This window comes from Roseateles sp. GW821-FHT09H11 (assembly GCF_059415845.1).
The window spans coordinates 338,692-353,754 of record NZ_JBWKOA010000002.1 but is presented as its reverse complement, the minus strand read 5'-3'; the positions used below and the strand labels follow the sequence as shown (position 1 = coordinate 353,754).

Below are 15,063 nucleotides of genomic sequence, written 5' to 3'. Positions count from 1 at the left end.
CTGAAGTCGGCCCTCTGATGGGGGGCACACCCCGCAGACGCGCAAAAGAAAAGCCGCGCAGAGGCGCGGCTTTCGTGGGATCGAGGGGCCGATGGATCAGCCGTAGACCGACTTCTCCGGCCGTCGCGCCAGCACCGCGATCGGGGGCGCCCAACGCTCGCCGCGGGGCTTCTTGCTCGTGACCAGCGTGATCTCCGACGGCTCGAAGACCTCGACGTTGTGCGTGATCGGCGTCGTCAGCAGGTACTGCGCCCGCGTGCTCTTCAGGAAGTGGCCGACCAGCTGGATGTTGCGCACGTCCAGGTGGGCGAAGGGCTCGTCGATGAAGACGAAGCCGCCGGGCGCGTCGTCGTCCTTCATCAGGCCCACCAGCAGGATCAGGCTCTTGAGGACCTGCTGCCCGCCCGAGGCCTCGCCGTCGTTCATGCCCACCTCGCCCTTGCCGTCGAAGTTGAACTTCACGTGCAGCCCGGCCTGCGCCAGCACCGTGTCGTCGTTGTCGAGGTGCGGCAGCTCGGCCTGCGCATGCACGCCGGCAAGCTCGCCCAGCTCCTGCACGTTCTTCTTGTAGCGCCGCACCGTCGCGCGCAGCACGTCGATGTAGCGCTCGCGCGCGTTGAACGCGGCGATGCGCGCCATCTCGTTGCTCGCGCGGCGGTCGTCGAGCTGCGTGGTCTGCTCCAGCACCGCCATCTGCATCCGCGCATGGCGTTCCTGCACGCCGGCATCGGTTTCCCACACGCCGGTATCCAGCTCCTGCTGCACATGGCGCGACGCGATCTCCGCCTGCTTGGCGTTCTCGAATTCATCGCGCAAGGCGTTCAGGCGCATCGGGTGCACCCAGATCGCGGGGAACTTCGCCCGGGCCTCGCGCGACGCCTTCGCCGTCGCGATCAGGTCGTCGCGCCGGGACGCCCAGTCGCGCTCGGCGCGCGACACGTTGTCCTCGCTGGCCTTCAGGCTGGCCTGCGCGGCTTCGTAGTCGCGCTCGGTGCGCGTCGCCGCGGCCACCGTGCGGTCGTGCTCCTGGTCGAGCGCGCCCATGCGCGTCGCCGCCTCGATCCGCGACTGGCGCAGGCCGGGCAGGCGCGCACGCGCCTCGGCGAATTCCTCGGAGCGCTCCACGAGCTCCTGCGCCGCCTTGTGGCCTTGCGCCGCGCGTTGCGCGTCCTTGAGCTGGCGCTCGATCTCGAGCTGCTCCTTGGCGAGCTTGGACAGCTCCAGGTCGTAGCGCGTCAGCTCCTTGTCCAGCGAGGCCCGACGCGTGTCCAGCGCGGAGTCGCCGAACTGGTACTCGCGCGGCTCGACCCACAGGCTGCGGCCGCCGCGGCCGTCGCGGTAGTAGGCCTCCGGCGTGATCCACTCGCCGCCGGACTGCGCGCCCTTGTCGGTGTCCGCGACGCAGCGGATCGACGCCAGCTGCCGCAGCAGCCAGCCGGGCGCCTTCGCGTTGAACTTGAGCACGGACAACAGGCTGTCCTTCGGGCTCACCGTCGGCGCGAACTCGCCGTCGGCGACGACGTAGTGCCGATAGCGCTCGCGCGACGCGAGGCGGTAGGCCTGGCCCTCGTCGCTCGCATGCGCGAGCACCACGACCCAGCGCGAGGGCCGCAGGAAACCTTCGGCGGCGGCGCGCCACTGGTCGTCGGCGATGTCGATCGCGTCGGCCAGCACGTGGTGCGCGATGCCGGCCTCGTCCAGCGCCTTGCGGAAACGCGTGACCTCGACCGGCGGCGGCGGGAGCCGCTGCCCGGTCAGTTCGTCCATCGCCGCCTGCGCCTTGCGCTGCTGGTCGTTCTGGCGCGTGAAGCTCTCGCGCAGCTGGTGCTGGCGCGTGCCGAGCTCCTCCAGCTTCGCCGTCAGCGCCGCGCCGTCGGTCTCGACGGCGGCAAGCGCCTTCAGGTCCTCCTCGCGCTTGGCGAGCTGCTCCATCGGCCGCTCGCCGTCGCGCGCCGCCTCGAAGGCCTGGCGCGCTTCCTTGCGCTGCTGCTCCAGGTCGGCCAGCTTGTCCTTGGCCGCCTCCTGCGCCTTGAACAGCGCCAGCAGATGCGCGCGCTTGTCGCTGATGCCGCGCTCGTCGGAGCGGGCGAAGAGGCGCTGACGGTGCAGCTCGCGCAGCTGCTGCGCGGTGCGCTGGCGCTGCTCGCTCCACTGCATCACGGGCACGACCTCGGTTGCGAGCCGCTCGCGCTCCTTCAGCCGCAGCTGGTACTGCTGGTAGCTGTTGACGCGGTTGGCCAGGTCCGACAACTGCGCCTGGGCATGCGACAGCTCATGCGTCGACTGGTCGACTTCCTTGAGCAGCTGCTGCTGGTGGTTGCGCGCGAGCTCGTAGCGGTCCAGCACTTCCTGGTCGCCGAAGACCTCGAACACCAGTCGCAGCAGCTCCTTGGACGACAGCTCGCAGAGGCGGTCCGTCTGGCCCTGCTCCAGCGCGAGCACGCGGCCGATCGCGCGCGTCAGCCCGGCGGCCTCCAGGCGCTTCTTCCAGGCCTCGATGCCCAGCCAGTCCTTGTCGGCGCGGGTGTCGAGCTCCTCGATCTCCTGCACGCCGTCGACCAGCGTGTAGCGGCGCACCCAGTCGCCGCCCTGGCGCGAGATGCGGCAGGCCAGCGTCACCTGGTCCGAGTACAGCAGCGAGCTCGCGAACGGGCGGCTGCTGTTCTGGCGGTTGCGCGGCCGGTTGTCCACCAGCGCGCGCAGCCAGGCGTGCTCGGCGTTGGCGTGGCGGGCGTAGGTCTTGTAGGTCCGGCCGCCGGAGCACTCCAGCCCCAACAGCGTCCGCATCGCGTCGAGCAGCGTCGTCTTGCCCGAGCCGTTCGGCCCGGCGATGGTGATGATGTTGCCGTCCAGCGGCATCGAGACGCGGCGGCAGTAGTCCCAGTGCAGCAGTTCCAGGGATTGCAGGTGAAACATCAGGCGTCGCTCAGATCGGATTCTTCGTTGTGGCGGGCGGCCAGGATGGCGGTGAGCATCGGGCCGGACTCGGCGTCCGTGCTGCGCGCGAGCACGTCGGCCAGCGCGCCGTCCAGGATGCGCGGGGCCAGCGTGTCGTAGTCGAGCAGCAGGTCCAGCAGCGGGCCTTCGCAGATGTCCTCGCCCTTGCGGGTGATGAAGCCCTGGCGCTCGAGCAGCTTGAGGTTGGAATCGAGCCGCATCTTCTTGCCCAGCTGGTTGCCGAAGTCGGCCAGCAGGCTGCGATAGGAGAGCGTCGGCGCGCTGCTCGCGGCGCTGGGCAGCGGCTTGTCCTTGGAGAACATCTCGCCCTGCCCTTCGGCGGCCTCCTCGGCGCGCGAGAGCTGGCGCTGGCGCTTGGGCAGCACGATCAGCGCCCACACGACCACCAGCAGCGCGACGCCGTCGCGCGGCAGGTCGAGGTTGTTGTTGGACGCCAGGCCGGTCTCGCCGAACACGGCGACCTCGGCCGGGCGCAGCATCGCCAGCGTGATGTGGTCCGCGTAGACGTTGTCCACGACGCGCAGGCCGACGGCGGCGACGCGCTCGTTGACCGCGCGCCAGAGTTCCTGGTCGATCAGCGCGCGGCGCACCAGCGGCTGGTTCCGCGGCAGCCAGCGGCGCGCCAGCAGTTGAGCCGCCAGTTGGGCGGCGTCGTCGAGTTGATTGCTCATGCCTGGGAAGCCTGGGAGGCCTGGGAAGGGGTGTCGGCATCGACGTCGATCGCACTCGGCGCGTCCGGAGACGGCGTCGTGTCGGCGATCGATGCGGGGGAATCGGGCATCGCCGCGGCCGTGTCGGCGGCGGCATCGGGGGTCAGGGCTTGCGCGCCCGCGTCCGAGGACGTGTCGGCGGCCCCGGCGGCGGCCCCGGCGGCGGCCTTGCGGCGGCCGCGCTTGGGCGCGGGCGGCTCGGGCGGGCGCCACTTGGGTTCGGGTTCAGGCTCGACGGGCGGCTCGACCTCGGTCGAGTGCAGCACGCCCAGGCTCATCCAGCGGACGTGCTCGTCGTCGATCTCGCCCTGCTGCGCGGACCAGCGCACACGCCACGGCTGGCGCGCCATGTCGCCGGTCGCGCCGGCCAGATGCTGTGCCTGCACGTCGCCGAGCAGCGGCAGCAGCTGCGCGCGGTAGGCTGCGCGCGCATAGCTGCCGCCGAGCACCGCCGGCCGCAGGTCGTTCATCTGCACGCTGTCGCCGGTCCACAGGCCCAGCAGCGCCTGCAGCTGGTTCATCTCGGGCGGCAGACTCATGACGGCGAGCTCGCCCTGCGGCGCGGCCAGGCCGGTCGGCAGCGGCTCCGGTGTCGGCGGCACCGGGCGGTCGCGTTCGAACTCGGCCTCGCAGCCGTCCAGCAGCTCATGCTGCGCGACGAAGACCGGATGGACGGGCCGCGACAGCGCGCCCAGCGCGAGGTTCTCGAGGAACGGGACCTCCTGCAGCCAGCGCCGCACATCGGTCGTCGTGATGCCGGTGGAGCCGAGCGTGACGCGCTGGCGGTCGGCCTGCTGCAGCGCGCGGTTGAACTGGCTCGCCATCGCGAGCAGCCGCGCCTGCGCCAGGCCCAGCTCGCGCGCAAGCCGCTCGAGCCGCGCGTTCCCGTCGTCCTCCGCCTGGCGGATGATCGCGGACAGCGCCTCGCTGGCCCGCTCGACCAGCTTGAGCGCGCGCTCGAAGCGCATGCGCGCGCGGCGCAGGTGGAACTCGGAACCGGACGCGATCGCGTCGGCGAATTCGTTGTAGAGCCGCGAGAGCTGCGCCAGCAGATGCTGCAGCTGCGCCGGCTCCAGCGTGCCGAGCTGCTGCGCGCCGGCCACGTTGGCCAGCAGGCCGGCCAGGTCGCCGTCCTCGTCCGCGGCCTGCCCCTGCGTCAGCGGCGACACCATCGCCATCAGCTGCTGCGCGAGCGGCGTCACGCCGTACTGCTGGTTGGACGCGTCCCAGGCCAGCAACTGCGCGTCGCGCAGGCGCTTGAGCACGAGCTCCAGCGCCTCGTCGCGCAGCACGTGGAAGTGGCGGTTCAGGTCGTCGCGGGAGAGCCGCGAATGCGGCAGGCTCATCAGCTCGATGAACACCCAGACGCGCAGCCGCACCAGCGTGGCCGGGCCGTGGAACAGCGCGCGCTGCGCGCCCAGCAGGGCCTCGTTGCGTTCCAGCTGCCACCACAGGAGCGAATCCTGCGGGAGCTGACCTTCGCGGAAATGGTCTTCGAATGAGGGTTCGGGGAGATCGTCGCGCAGCACGTCGTCCACGCCTCCCGGGGTCACTGTCATAGGGGCGGATTATGGCGCCCCCGGACCGCCCGTCCCTGCGGGACGTTCGGTCCCGCCCCCCGAGGGGGCGCGGGCCGGCTTAGGGCGGCCCGGCGCTCGGCCCGCCATCGCCCCTCCACCCATCACACGGGTGTCAGGGACCTGCGCATCAGGGTTGCCCCGGAGCCGAAGCTGGCGAGTTTCTCGGTCAGCGCGGCGCTCAGCGGCGCCTCGGCGTCGGAGAAACCGTGGCGCTCCCAGTAGGCGCGCGAGCCCTGCACCGCCACCAGCGCGACCTGCGTCAGGCCCATGTCCTGGGCGCGATGCACCACCTGCTGCACCAGCTTGTGGCCCAGGCGCTTCGCGCGCCCCGCCGGCGAGACCGCGAGGTCGTGCAGGTACAGCGTGCGCGGTGCGCGCGCCGGCGTGATCGACGGCGCGTCGAGCGCCGGCAGCTGCCCATCGTCGACCGGCAGGCTGACGACATAGGCCAGCGGCTCGCCGGCCTCGACGGCCAGGTAGGAACAGTGGAGATGGCGCGCCGCGTTCAGCTTGGCCTCGAAGGCCTCGGCGCTTTCCAGGAACTCGGGCCCGTAGCACTGGGCCTGCAACGCGAGCACGTGCGGGACGTCCTCGGTGCCAATCACTTTCAACTGCAGCATCAAACGAATGAGCCGGCCGATCGCGCGTTCCAGTGGTCGGAGATCCCGGAGAAGAACGGCGTCAGCAGCGGCGTAAAAAGACAGACGAAGGCCAGGATGTTGAGCGCGACGCTCAACCAGAACACCCGCCGGAAAACCGGCTTGGCGCTCTTGTGCCGCAGCAAGTGCTGTGCCAGCAACGCGCCGGGCCAGCCGCACAGCAGCGCGAGCACATGCAGCGTCGATTCCTTGACGCGCCATTGGCCCAGTCGCGCCGCACGCTTGTCCAGCGCGTAGACGATGAAGGTCGCGAAGCTCATCGCGACGTACACGCCCCACAAGCCGCGCGGCAACGGCCACGCCAGGTGCGTCAACAGCACCAGCGAGGCAAAGCCTGGCACCAGCCACAGCGAGGCACCGGTGTCGGCCGAGGTCTTGGGGGAGGAAGCAGCGGAAGCACCGCGCGCGGACGGCGCGGGCCTGGATCGCGCGCCAGCGCGGGTCGCGTCGGCAGAGCCGGACGACGGACCACGCCGGGGCGCGGGGCCGGCGGGCGCCGGCTTGGGCTCGAGGCTCCGGACCTTCAGCGCGCGGGGCTTGCCCTGCGCATCGGATCCAGGCTCGTAGTCGACGCGTTCGCCGACGAAGGGTCGGCGGGCGCGCATGCCGAAGGCACTGATGTGCGCGAAGCGTTTCGGCCCGCCGTCGGACGGCGCGATGAAGCCGTAGCCCTTCGCGTCGTCCCACTGGACGATCCGACCCTCGACGCGCATCCCTCAGCGCCCCTCGTCAGCCGAGCCGTGAGGCTCAGAACTTGCGCGGACCCTTGCGCGGCACGAAACCACCGCGCTCGCCGCGATCGTCGCCACCTTGCGGACGCGGGCCCTTGCTGAACGCCGGCTTGGCCGGACGACCTTCGAAGCGGTTGTCGTCGCCCTTGTTGAAGGCCGGACGCTCGGCACGCGGTGCGTAGCGGTCGTTGTTCTCGGCCGAACGGTCGAAGCGCGGGTCCGGACGACGCTGGTCGAAACCACCGCCGTTGCCGCCTTCGCGCGGGCCGCCGAAGTCACGCTGCGGACGGTCGCCATAGCTGCGCGGCGCGCCGCCGAAGCCTTGACCGCCTTGCGGACGATCACCGAAACGCGGACGGTCGCCTTGCGGACGATCGCCGAACGGGCGGTCACCTTGCGGGCGCTCGTTGCGGTGCTCGAAGCGTTGGCCGCCACCGAAACCACCGGGGCCACCCTGACCGCCTTCACGACGCTCGCCGAACGGCGGACGGCCTTGGCCTTCCGGACGCTCGAAGCGCGCGCTGTTGTCGAAGCGGTTGTCGCCGCCACGATAGCCACCGCCTTGCGGACGGTTGCCGCCGAAGCCGCCACGGTTGCCACCGTAGCCGCCGCGATTGCCGCCGAAACCGCCACGGTCGCCGCCGCGATCACCGCGGTCGAAACCCGGGCGCGCCGGGTAGATCTTCGGATCTTCGTTACGCGGCTCCAGGCCCTCGATGCGCGAGACCGGGATCTGTTGCGTCGTGAACTGCTGGATGCGCTTGATCATCGAGATGTCACCACGCTCGGCCAGCGTCACCGCGAGGCCGGAGCGGCCGGCGCGGCCGGTACGGCCGATGCGGTGGACATAGTCCTCCGCCTTCATCGGCAGGCCGAAGTTGATGACGTGCGAGATCGTCGGCACGTCGATGCCGCGGGCGGCCACGTCGGTGGCGACCAGCACGCGCAGGTCGCGACGGCGCAGCGCCATCAGCGTGCGGGTGCGCTTGCCCTGCGGCATGCCGCCGTGCAGCGCGGCGACGCGGTGGCCGATGGCCTCCAGCTGTTCGGCCAGCCACTCGGTGTCCTGCTGGGTGCTGGTGAACACCACGGCCTGGTCGACGTCGCGCAGGCCCAGGATGTGTTCCAGCAGCTTGCGCTTGTGCTGGCCGTTGTCGGCCCAGTGCAGGCGCTGCTCGATGTTCTCGTGCGAGTCGGTGTGGCCCGAGACGTCGATGCGCTGCGGGTCCTTCATCAGCTGCGAGGCCAGGCGGCCGGTGTTGCCGGCAAAGGTCGCGCTGTACATCAGCGTCTGGCGTTCGGCCGGAATCTGCTGGGCGACGAAGTTGATGTCGTCGATGAAGCCCATGTCCAGCATGCGGTCGGCTTCGTCGAGGACGAACATCGTCACGTTGTCCAGCTTGCAGCGGCCGCTGTTGATGTGGTCCAGCAGACGGCCCGGGGTGGCGATCAGGACGTCCAGCGGGCCGCTCAGCGCGCGCAGCTGCTGCGCGTAGGGCATGCCGCCCAGCACGGTGGCGACGCGCAGGCCCTGGATGTGGCGGCCGTAGGTCATCGCGGACTTGGCGACCTGCATCGCCAGTTCACGGGTCGGAGCCAGCACGAGCACGCGCGGGCCGACGGTCCGGGTCTTGTTGTTGGTGGCGGCGCGTTCGGCGCGGGCGGTCAGCACCTGCTGCAGCGCGGGCAGGATGAACGAGGCGGTCTTGCCCGAACCGGTGCGCGACGAGACCATCAGGTCCTTGCCGTCGAGCGCCGGCGGGATCGCCTGCGCCTGCACTTCGGTGGTGTTCTCGTAGCCGGAATCCTTGACGGCGCGCAGCAGCGCGTCGTGCAGGCCCAGGGCCGAGAACGGCGTGCCGGTGGTCTCGGCGTCGGCGCCGAGTTCGCCGGCCTCGATCACCTGCTCGAGTCCGCTGTCCAGCGCCTCGTTCGTGTCCAGGGTGTCGGCGGCGGTGTTCTTGTCGTGGTCGAAACTCATTTGTCTTTGCAATCCAAAGGTGCACAGCCGGGCCGACGCCGTCGAAACGGAGTCCGCGCCGGAGCGCCTGGTCGCCGCGCAAGATCGATGTGATCGCGGCAGAACCGTGATGTCGCTGGGAGAAAGCTCGCGTCGATCACCAGGAAAGAAAGACACATGCGCGGCGCGATTGCAGAGCAACCGCCGTGGTCGGCATGAAGGGCCTGGTGAGGCGCCGGGGAACAGTCAAAGCGACGGCATCGCCGCCGACCGAACCCGAGGGCATGCAGTGCGCGCTCCCCGTGGCGGGAAACAGCTTCGGCGGAGAGCCGGAGCCTGCGTGGGAGTCCATTCGGATGCCCGACGCAGCGGTCTGCAAGAGGTCAGAGGAGACGTACGAAGCACCGCCAGAAGCGGTGAAGCCCACGACTATAACAGCGTTCGGGGTTTTCACCTAGCGCATCGTTGCAGCCCGCCTTGGGGGGCCATCGTGCGGAGGATTCGCGCGTCCACCGTCCCGCCACCTCCCGCGATCTGGGGTACGCCCCGATGAGGGATGAGGCATATTGGACTTTCTTCGGTCCTACACTGGTCTCACATTGGACTTCATCTCCAGGGAAGATTTGAAGGTCCGCAGACCTGTTCAGGGAGACCGTGCATGGATCGTCGCGCACTGCTGGGCGCGGGCGTTGGAGCGCTCGCCGGATCATGGCTCACCGGATGCGGGGGCGGCGGAGGCGACGCCGGCACCCCGGTCGTTCCACCTCCCCCACCCGATGTCGGCCCCTACGCCGCACTGGCCCGGCAGATGAAGGGTCAGTTGCTCGTGGCTGGCCAGGCGGATTTCGACGCCTTCCGGCGGCCGGCCAACGCGCGCTTCGACGGCGTGATGCCCCAGGCCCTGGCCCGATGCGCGGGGGCCGAGGACGTCGTGGCCGCCCTGAACTTCGCGCTGTCCAACAAGGTCGCATTCGCCACGCGCAGCGGCGGACACAGCTACCTGGCCGCGTCGACCGGCACCGGGCTGGTGATCGATACCGGCCCGATGGACAGCGTCCGCATGGACGGCGACATCGCCGTCGTCGGCGCCGGCGCCAAGCTCGCCGACGTGTACCGCGCCCTGCTCGCGTTGCCGCAGCCGCGGCTGCTGCCCTCCGGCAGTTGCCCCACCGTCGGCATCAGCGGCATCACGATGGGCGGCGGCTTCGGCTTCTTCCAGCGCGCCCACGGCCTGACCTGCGATGCGCTCCTCGGGGCGACGGTCGTCGGCGCCGATGGTCAATCGCTCACCTGCGATGCGACGCGCAACGTCGACCTCTTCTGGGCCTTGCGCGGCGGTGGTGGCGGCAACTTCGGGATCGTCACGGAACTGCGCTTCCAGACGCAGGCGCTGCCCGCGTTCAACACCTGCTGGGGACAGTTCGTCTCGGGCGACCACGCCGGCGTGGCCCTGGCCTGGCAGGCCTGGTGCGCGACGCTGCCGGACTCGGTGTGGTCGCAGTGCCAGATCGCGGTCGACAGCGTGGGGCATCTGCTGCTGTCCGTCTTCGTCGTGGCCTTCGACACGGCCGCGGCGCTCCGGACGCAGTGGGACCGGTTCCTCGCCGCCACGCCTGTCGCACCGACGGCGCAGGACCCGGCGCAGGTGCTCAGCGCGGCGACGCTGCTGATGAACCGCTGCGCCGACCTGACCGCGGCACAGTGCCACCTGCCCTCGCAGGCCTCGGGCGGCGTGATGCCGCGCGTGGCGATGACGGCAAGCTCCGACTTCTTCGCGCAGCCGATGCCGGCGGCCGGGATGCAGACGTTGGTGGACGCGCTCACGGCGCGCGGACGCGCGGGGCGCGGCGGCACGGTGATCTTCGACCTGATGGGCGGCGCGATCGCGCGAGTGGCCACGGACGCGACCGCGTTCCCCCATCGCGACGCGCTGTTCAGCGCGCAATACCTGACGGAGGGGCTCGCGGGCAGCGGCACGCCGGCCCAACTCGACGACGATGCCCGATGGACACACAGCCTGCGCGGAGCGATGGCACCGTGGAGCACCGGCGGCGCCTACGTGAACTACCCCGACGCGGCCATCACCGACCCGGCCTCCGCTTATTACCGCGACAACGTGGCACGACTGCGCGCGGTGAAGCGCGCGGTGGACCCGGGGAGTGTCTTCAAGACCTCGCTCGCGACGCTGTGAGTCACAGCCCTTCCAGCAGCGTCGGAAGGACCGTCATCAGCCCATCGAGCTGATCGCCATCCAGCCACGCGGGTGCTGTGTCCAGCCAATCGGGGAAGACGACGCCGTCGCGCTGCGCGCGCAGCACGGCCGCGTCGAGGGAGTCCTCGATCAGCAGCAGCGCCGACGGCACGCCGCAGGCGTCCTCACCGCAGGCCGCCTGGATGCGGCGCGCCAGCACGGCAGGCTGCCAGGGCAGGTCCGCGTGGACGATCGCGACGCGGTCGCCAGCGAGCGCACCCTCGTCCAGGCTGCCGAGCGCGTCATCGCTGGCCAGCAGCACGCCGGCCTCGGCGCCGCGCCAGGCAGATAGCGCCGCCTCGCGGACGTCGGTCGCATCACCGGCGCGCAGGCGCTGCGGCGGCAGGCGGCGCAACTGGGGCGACATCGAGAGGCTGTCGAGCAGCGTCTCCGAGCGCGCGCAGATCACCAAGCGCGCGGCGGCCGGCACGGCGGCGGCCTGGATCCATTCGCGGCGCAACGCAAGCATGGCCTCGGCCTTGGCCGCCAGCGCCTGGCGCGAGGCCGGCGGCAGCAGCGCGAGCGCCTCCAGCAACTGCTGCTGCTCGGCGCTCGACAGGAAGCGCAGCGCGGTCCAGCGCTCGACCAGTTGACGCAGTTGCTTCAGCGGCGCGGCCGGCAGGCTGGCGCCTGTGGATCCCGCCCCATCCAGCCACAGCGGCGTCAGCAACGCGGCGGGCAATTGCTCGTCCAGCTCGCGCTTGCGACGCGACAGCAACACCGGCTCCAGCGCGTCGCGCCTGACCTTCTTGCCGGCGTCGTCCGGCAGCACCCGCAGATCGGACAGCGGGCCGCGACGCATGTCGTCGAGCCAGTCGACCCACTCGCCCAGACGCGCGTCGCCCAGCGGCTCCTCGTGCGCGATCAGCAGCAACTGGGCGGCCGGCAGCGCGCGCAGCGCGGCCAGACGATCCGCGCCCATCAACTCGATGCCGTCGACGATCAGCAACGCGGCCTGCGGCTTCGCGGGCGGCGCGGCGGCCACCGTCACCGACTTCGCGTCGTCGCCGAGCCAGCGCTTCAGGTCGCGCTGCCAGGCGGCATGCGCGGACTCCGGCGCGATGACGACAGCGGGCGTCACGCCGAACAGCGTCGCCCACAGCTGGATCGCGGCGATGGCGGCGCCGCGCTGGCCCAGCCCGAGGTCGTCGGAGATCAACGCACGCCCCGCGCAGACGGCAAACAGCGCGGCCTCCCACGCATGCGTCGGCAGCTCGTCGCGCAGCAGCGCGCGCATCGCGGCACCGTCGGCCATCAAGGTTTCGAGGCGCTGCACCCGCGCCTGCGCATCCCGTCCGCAGGCCAGTTGCGGCCACACCGGCGCATCGACGCGCAGCACGACGCCCAGCGCGCGAGCATCGCTCAGCACCTGCTGCAGCCACGCGTGGCCGCCCTCGGCACGACGGCGTTGTTGAACGTCCAGTCCCGCCTGCTCGCGCAATCGTTGCGGCACCTCGCGGCCGCAGACCCACTGCAGCTCGCGCTCGTCGCCAGGCACGAGCCAGACCTCGGCCTCGCGCGCCGGCCAGCCGGCATCGAGCGCCGCGTGCTGGTCCGCGTCGAACAGCGACAGCAGCTGGCCGCCGTGCTCGCACGCGCCTTGATCCCGATAGCCAGCGCAATCGCAGCGCCAGGTGTGGCGACCCAGCAGGCGCAGGCGGAACGTACCGCCGGTCTCGCCGTCGCGCAGTTCGTAGTCGCCGAACACGCCGTCGTCCTCGCGGGCGCCGAGCGTGAAGCGTGGCGGCTCCGCCGGAACTTCCTCGACGGCGGCCTCGGCCTTGGGCTTGCGGCGCCCCTTGCGGGCGGGGGCGGACTGGGCAACGGCATCGTCGGCGGCAACGGACTCGGCCGGCGGTGCTGGCGCCTCGGCGACCGCCATGACTTCGACGGCCTCCAGCATGACCGCGACGGCGGGCTCCTCGACCGCCGCGGTCTTCGGTGCGGCACCGCGCTTGCGCGGCGGCCGCTTCGGTGCTGGCGCATCGGCGTCGACGACGGCCTCCGCCACCATCACGACCGGCGTTTCAGCGGCTTCTGCCGTCGCCACGGGAGCGACCTCAGACAACACCGCCGGTGCAGCAGCTTCAATCGCCTTGGCGCGGGCAGGCCGCTTGCGTGCGGGCTTGAGCGCTTCGCTCGCCGGGGTCGGCACCGCCTCGGCCACCGCTTCGGGCGCGAGCTCGATCACCGTGTCCACGGCGGCGTCGATCGCAACCGGCGCGGCCGCTTCATTGACCGCTCGGGTCTTGCGCGCCGCGGGGCGGCGTCGTTGGGAAGTCGTCGTCATGAGGATCCTCGTGCCGCAGCCGCACTTCACGCCAGCCGCGGACACCGTTGAAGATGGCGAGCGCATGCGCCCGCCGCAGATCGTCCAGGGTCAGCCGCGCCTCGCGCAGCCGGCCCTGTTCCAGCAGTTCCTCGCGCAGCGTGCCGGGCAGCAGGCCGGCCGCGGCGCGCGGCGTCAGCCACGGCCCGTCCGGCGCCTGTTGCAGCGCGAGATTGGTCAGGCAGCCCTCCGTGAGCTCGCCATCCCGGTTGAACAGCAGCACGTCGAAGCAGTCCGCCGGTTTGGCGTCCAGGAAGACCTGGTACACCTCGCGACGCGTCGTCTTGTGCTGGATGAATTCCGCCCCCGCACCGCGCGTGTCGATCGGCGTCCGGGCCAGCGCCACCATGAGTGGCTCGCCCTTGTCCGTCGGTGCCGCCGGGGCCATCGGTGCCGGCAGGGCCTGCACCGTGTCATTGAATGTGCCGTCGCGGGCCAGCGTCAGACGGACGCGCCACGCGCCACGCGGATGGCGCCGCGCGATGTCGATGAGGCACGCCTTCGCCGCGTCCGCCGACCACGCCAGCCCGAAATGCCGCGCCGTGCGCTGCATCCGCGCCACGTGCCGGCCGGCACGGGCGAACTCGCCGTCCTCGATCCGCATCGTTTCCAGCGCCTCGATGGGCGCCTGGGCACGCGCCAGGAAGCGCGCCTTGGCGCGCCACTCGTCGATCTCGTCCCCCGGCCGCGAGTCCAGCGTGATGCCGCTGCCCACGCCGCAGCGCAGCGCACGCCCCGTCTGCTCGACGGTGCGGATCGGCACGTTGAAGGTCACCGCCCCGCCCGGCTGCAGCAGACCGAGCGCGCCGCAGTACCAGCCGCGGGGGCCGGGCTCCAGCTCGTCGATGACCTCCATCGCCCGCTTCTTCGGCGCGCCGGTGATCGAGCCGCAGGGGAACAGCGCGGTCATGACCTCGTCCAGCGCGAGGCCCGAGCGCGTGACCGCGCCGATCGTCGACGTCATCTGCCAGACCGTCGGCAGCGCGTGCAGCTCGAACAGGCGCGGCACACGCACCGAGCCCGGCACCGCCACGCGCGACAGGTCGTTGCGCAGCAGGTCGACGATCATGAGGTTCTCGGCGCGTTCCTTGGCGCTGGTGCGCAGGTAGGCCTGCGCGGCCTCGTCGCCGGCGCGGTCGCGGCCGCGCGGCGCCGTGCCCTTCATCGGCTGCGCCGACAGCAGCCAGGTGTGGCTGGCCTGCGGCGTCTCGGGCAGCGGACGCCAGTCGAAGAAGAGTTCCGGCGAGACGCTCGCCACGGCACCGCCGTCGCCTTCAGTACCGGCGCCGGTCCCGGTCCGCAGGAACATCGAGAACCCGCCCGGCTGCGCCGCATGCAGCGCGAAGAAATGGGCGACCTCGTCGAAGCCGTCGAGCGCCTCGGCGCTCAGCCGCGTCGTGAGGTTGACCTGGTAGCAGTCACCCTCGCGGATGTACTCGCGGATGCGCTCGACCTGCGCCTGCTCATCGGTCTCGGCCTGCGTGTCGCGCCACGCCGTCATCGGATGCGCGCGGGATGCGCCAGCCGCCGCCAGGTCTTCCGGCCACGGCGCCGGCGCTTCATGCCAGACGTGGAATTCCGCCAGCGGCGCCTCGCCCGCCGGCCGCGTGCGCAGCACCGCGTCGAGCGCGCCCGCCGCCTCATAGCGCAGGCCGCCCAGCACCCACGCCCCGGCGCGCGACGCGGCATGCGCCAGCCGCAGCACGGCGCGCAGGCGATCGGGATCGCGCGCGATCAGGCGCTCCGACGGCGGCGCGAAGAAGGCGCCACGCAGGCGTTCGCCGTCCTCGCGCGCCAGCGGATGACGCGGAAAGTCGAAGGCCGCCCACAGGTCCTGGGGGCGGCGCGGGGTGTCCATCGTGTCTCAGTCGCGCGGGGGCGCGTT

9 protein-coding genes are annotated in these 15,063 nt (G+C 71.5%); 1 reads left to right on the top strand and 8 read right to left on the bottom strand.

Annotation, left to right across the window (positions count from 1 at the left end):
• Positions 1-96: 96 nt before the first annotated feature.
• From AC07PR_RS08600 to AC07PR_RS08575, 6 genes are all read right to left on the bottom strand, one after another.
• Positions 97-2,916: an ATP-binding protein gene (locus AC07PR_RS08600; RefSeq protein ID WP_377153542.1), complete on the bottom strand. Its 2,820-nt coding sequence runs from the start codon at positions 2,914-2,916 to the stop codon at positions 97-99.
• Positions 2,916-3,629: a hypothetical protein gene (locus tag AC07PR_RS08595; RefSeq protein ID WP_297529563.1), complete on the bottom strand. Its 714-nt coding sequence runs from the start codon at positions 3,627-3,629 to the stop codon at positions 2,916-2,918. The genes AC07PR_RS08600 and AC07PR_RS08595 overlap by 1 nt, the downstream gene beginning before the upstream one ends.
• Positions 3,626-5,227, bottom strand: a complete 1,602-nt coding sequence (locus AC07PR_RS08590) for a hypothetical protein (protein ID WP_495135022.1) — start codon at positions 5,225-5,227, stop codon at positions 3,626-3,628. Before AC07PR_RS08590 ends, AC07PR_RS08595 begins: the two co-directional genes overlap by 4 nt.
• Before the next feature lie 122 nt (positions 5,228-5,349).
• Positions 5,350-5,868, bottom strand: coding sequence for a GNAT family N-acetyltransferase (locus AC07PR_RS08585; protein WP_377153538.1), 519 nt, complete (start codon positions 5,866-5,868; stop codon positions 5,350-5,352).
• Positions 5,868-6,620, bottom strand: a complete 753-nt coding sequence (locus AC07PR_RS08580) for a DUF1294 domain-containing protein (RefSeq protein WP_495135021.1) — start codon at positions 6,618-6,620, stop codon at positions 5,868-5,870. Before AC07PR_RS08580 ends, AC07PR_RS08585 begins: the two co-directional genes overlap by 1 nt.
• A 34-nt stretch (positions 6,621-6,654) precedes the next feature.
• Complete coding sequence (locus tag AC07PR_RS08575; protein ID WP_377153534.1) at positions 6,655-8,619, bottom strand: DEAD/DEAH box helicase; 1,965 nt, start codon at positions 8,617-8,619, stop codon at positions 6,655-6,657.
• A 637-nt stretch (positions 8,620-9,256) separates the two neighbouring features.
• Between AC07PR_RS08575 and AC07PR_RS08570 the strand changes: the two genes are divergently transcribed.
• Positions 9,257-10,789, top strand: a complete 1,533-nt coding sequence (locus tag AC07PR_RS08570; protein ID WP_495135020.1) for an FAD-binding oxidoreductase — start codon at positions 9,257-9,259, stop codon at positions 10,787-10,789.
• 1 nt (position 10,790) lies between these two features.
• Here AC07PR_RS08570 and AC07PR_RS08565 read toward each other — a convergent pair whose 3' ends face one another.
• Entirely contained in the window at positions 10,791-13,139 is a 2,349-nt protein-coding gene (locus AC07PR_RS08565) for a hypothetical protein (RefSeq protein WP_495135019.1), read from the bottom strand.
• Positions 13,081-15,036, bottom strand: coding sequence for a chorismate-binding protein (locus AC07PR_RS08560; protein WP_495135018.1), 1,956 nt, complete (start codon positions 15,034-15,036; stop codon positions 13,081-13,083). Before AC07PR_RS08560 ends, AC07PR_RS08565 begins: the two co-directional genes overlap by 59 nt.
• Between the last annotated feature and the right edge of the window lie 27 nt (positions 15,037-15,063).

What these genes read in the sequence shown, in the direction of transcription:
- AC07PR_RS08600 (WP_377153542.1), bottom strand. Translation starts at nt 2,916, where the DNA reads ATGTTTCACCTGCAATCCCTGGAACTGCTGCACTGGGACTACTGCCGC.
- AC07PR_RS08595 (WP_297529563.1), bottom strand. Translation starts at nt 3,629, where the DNA reads ATGAGCAATCAACTCGACGACGCCGCCCAACTGGCGGCTCAACTGCTG.
- AC07PR_RS08590 (WP_495135022.1), bottom strand. Translation starts at nt 5,227, where the DNA reads ATGACAGTGACCCCGGGAGGCGTGGACGACGTGCTGCGCGACGATCTC.
- AC07PR_RS08585 (WP_377153538.1), bottom strand. Translation starts at nt 5,868, where the DNA reads ATGCTGCAGTTGAAAGTGATTGGCACCGAGGACGTCCCGCACGTGCTC.
- AC07PR_RS08580 (WP_495135021.1), bottom strand. Translation starts at nt 6,620, where the DNA reads ATGCGCGTCGAGGGTCGGATCGTCCAGTGGGACGACGCGAAGGGCTAC.
- AC07PR_RS08575 (WP_377153534.1), bottom strand. Translation starts at nt 8,619, where the DNA reads ATGAGTTTCGACCACGACAAGAACACCGCCGCCGACACCCTGGACACG.
- AC07PR_RS08570 (WP_495135020.1), top strand. Translation starts at nt 9,257, where the DNA reads ATGGATCGTCGCGCACTGCTGGGCGCGGGCGTTGGAGCGCTCGCCGGA.
- AC07PR_RS08565 (WP_495135019.1), bottom strand. Translation starts at nt 13,139, where the DNA reads ATGACGACGACTTCCCAACGACGCCGCCCCGCGGCGCGCAAGACCCGA.
- AC07PR_RS08560 (WP_495135018.1), bottom strand. Translation starts at nt 15,036, where the DNA reads ATGGACACCCCGCGCCGCCCCCAGGACCTGTGGGCGGCCTTCGACTTT.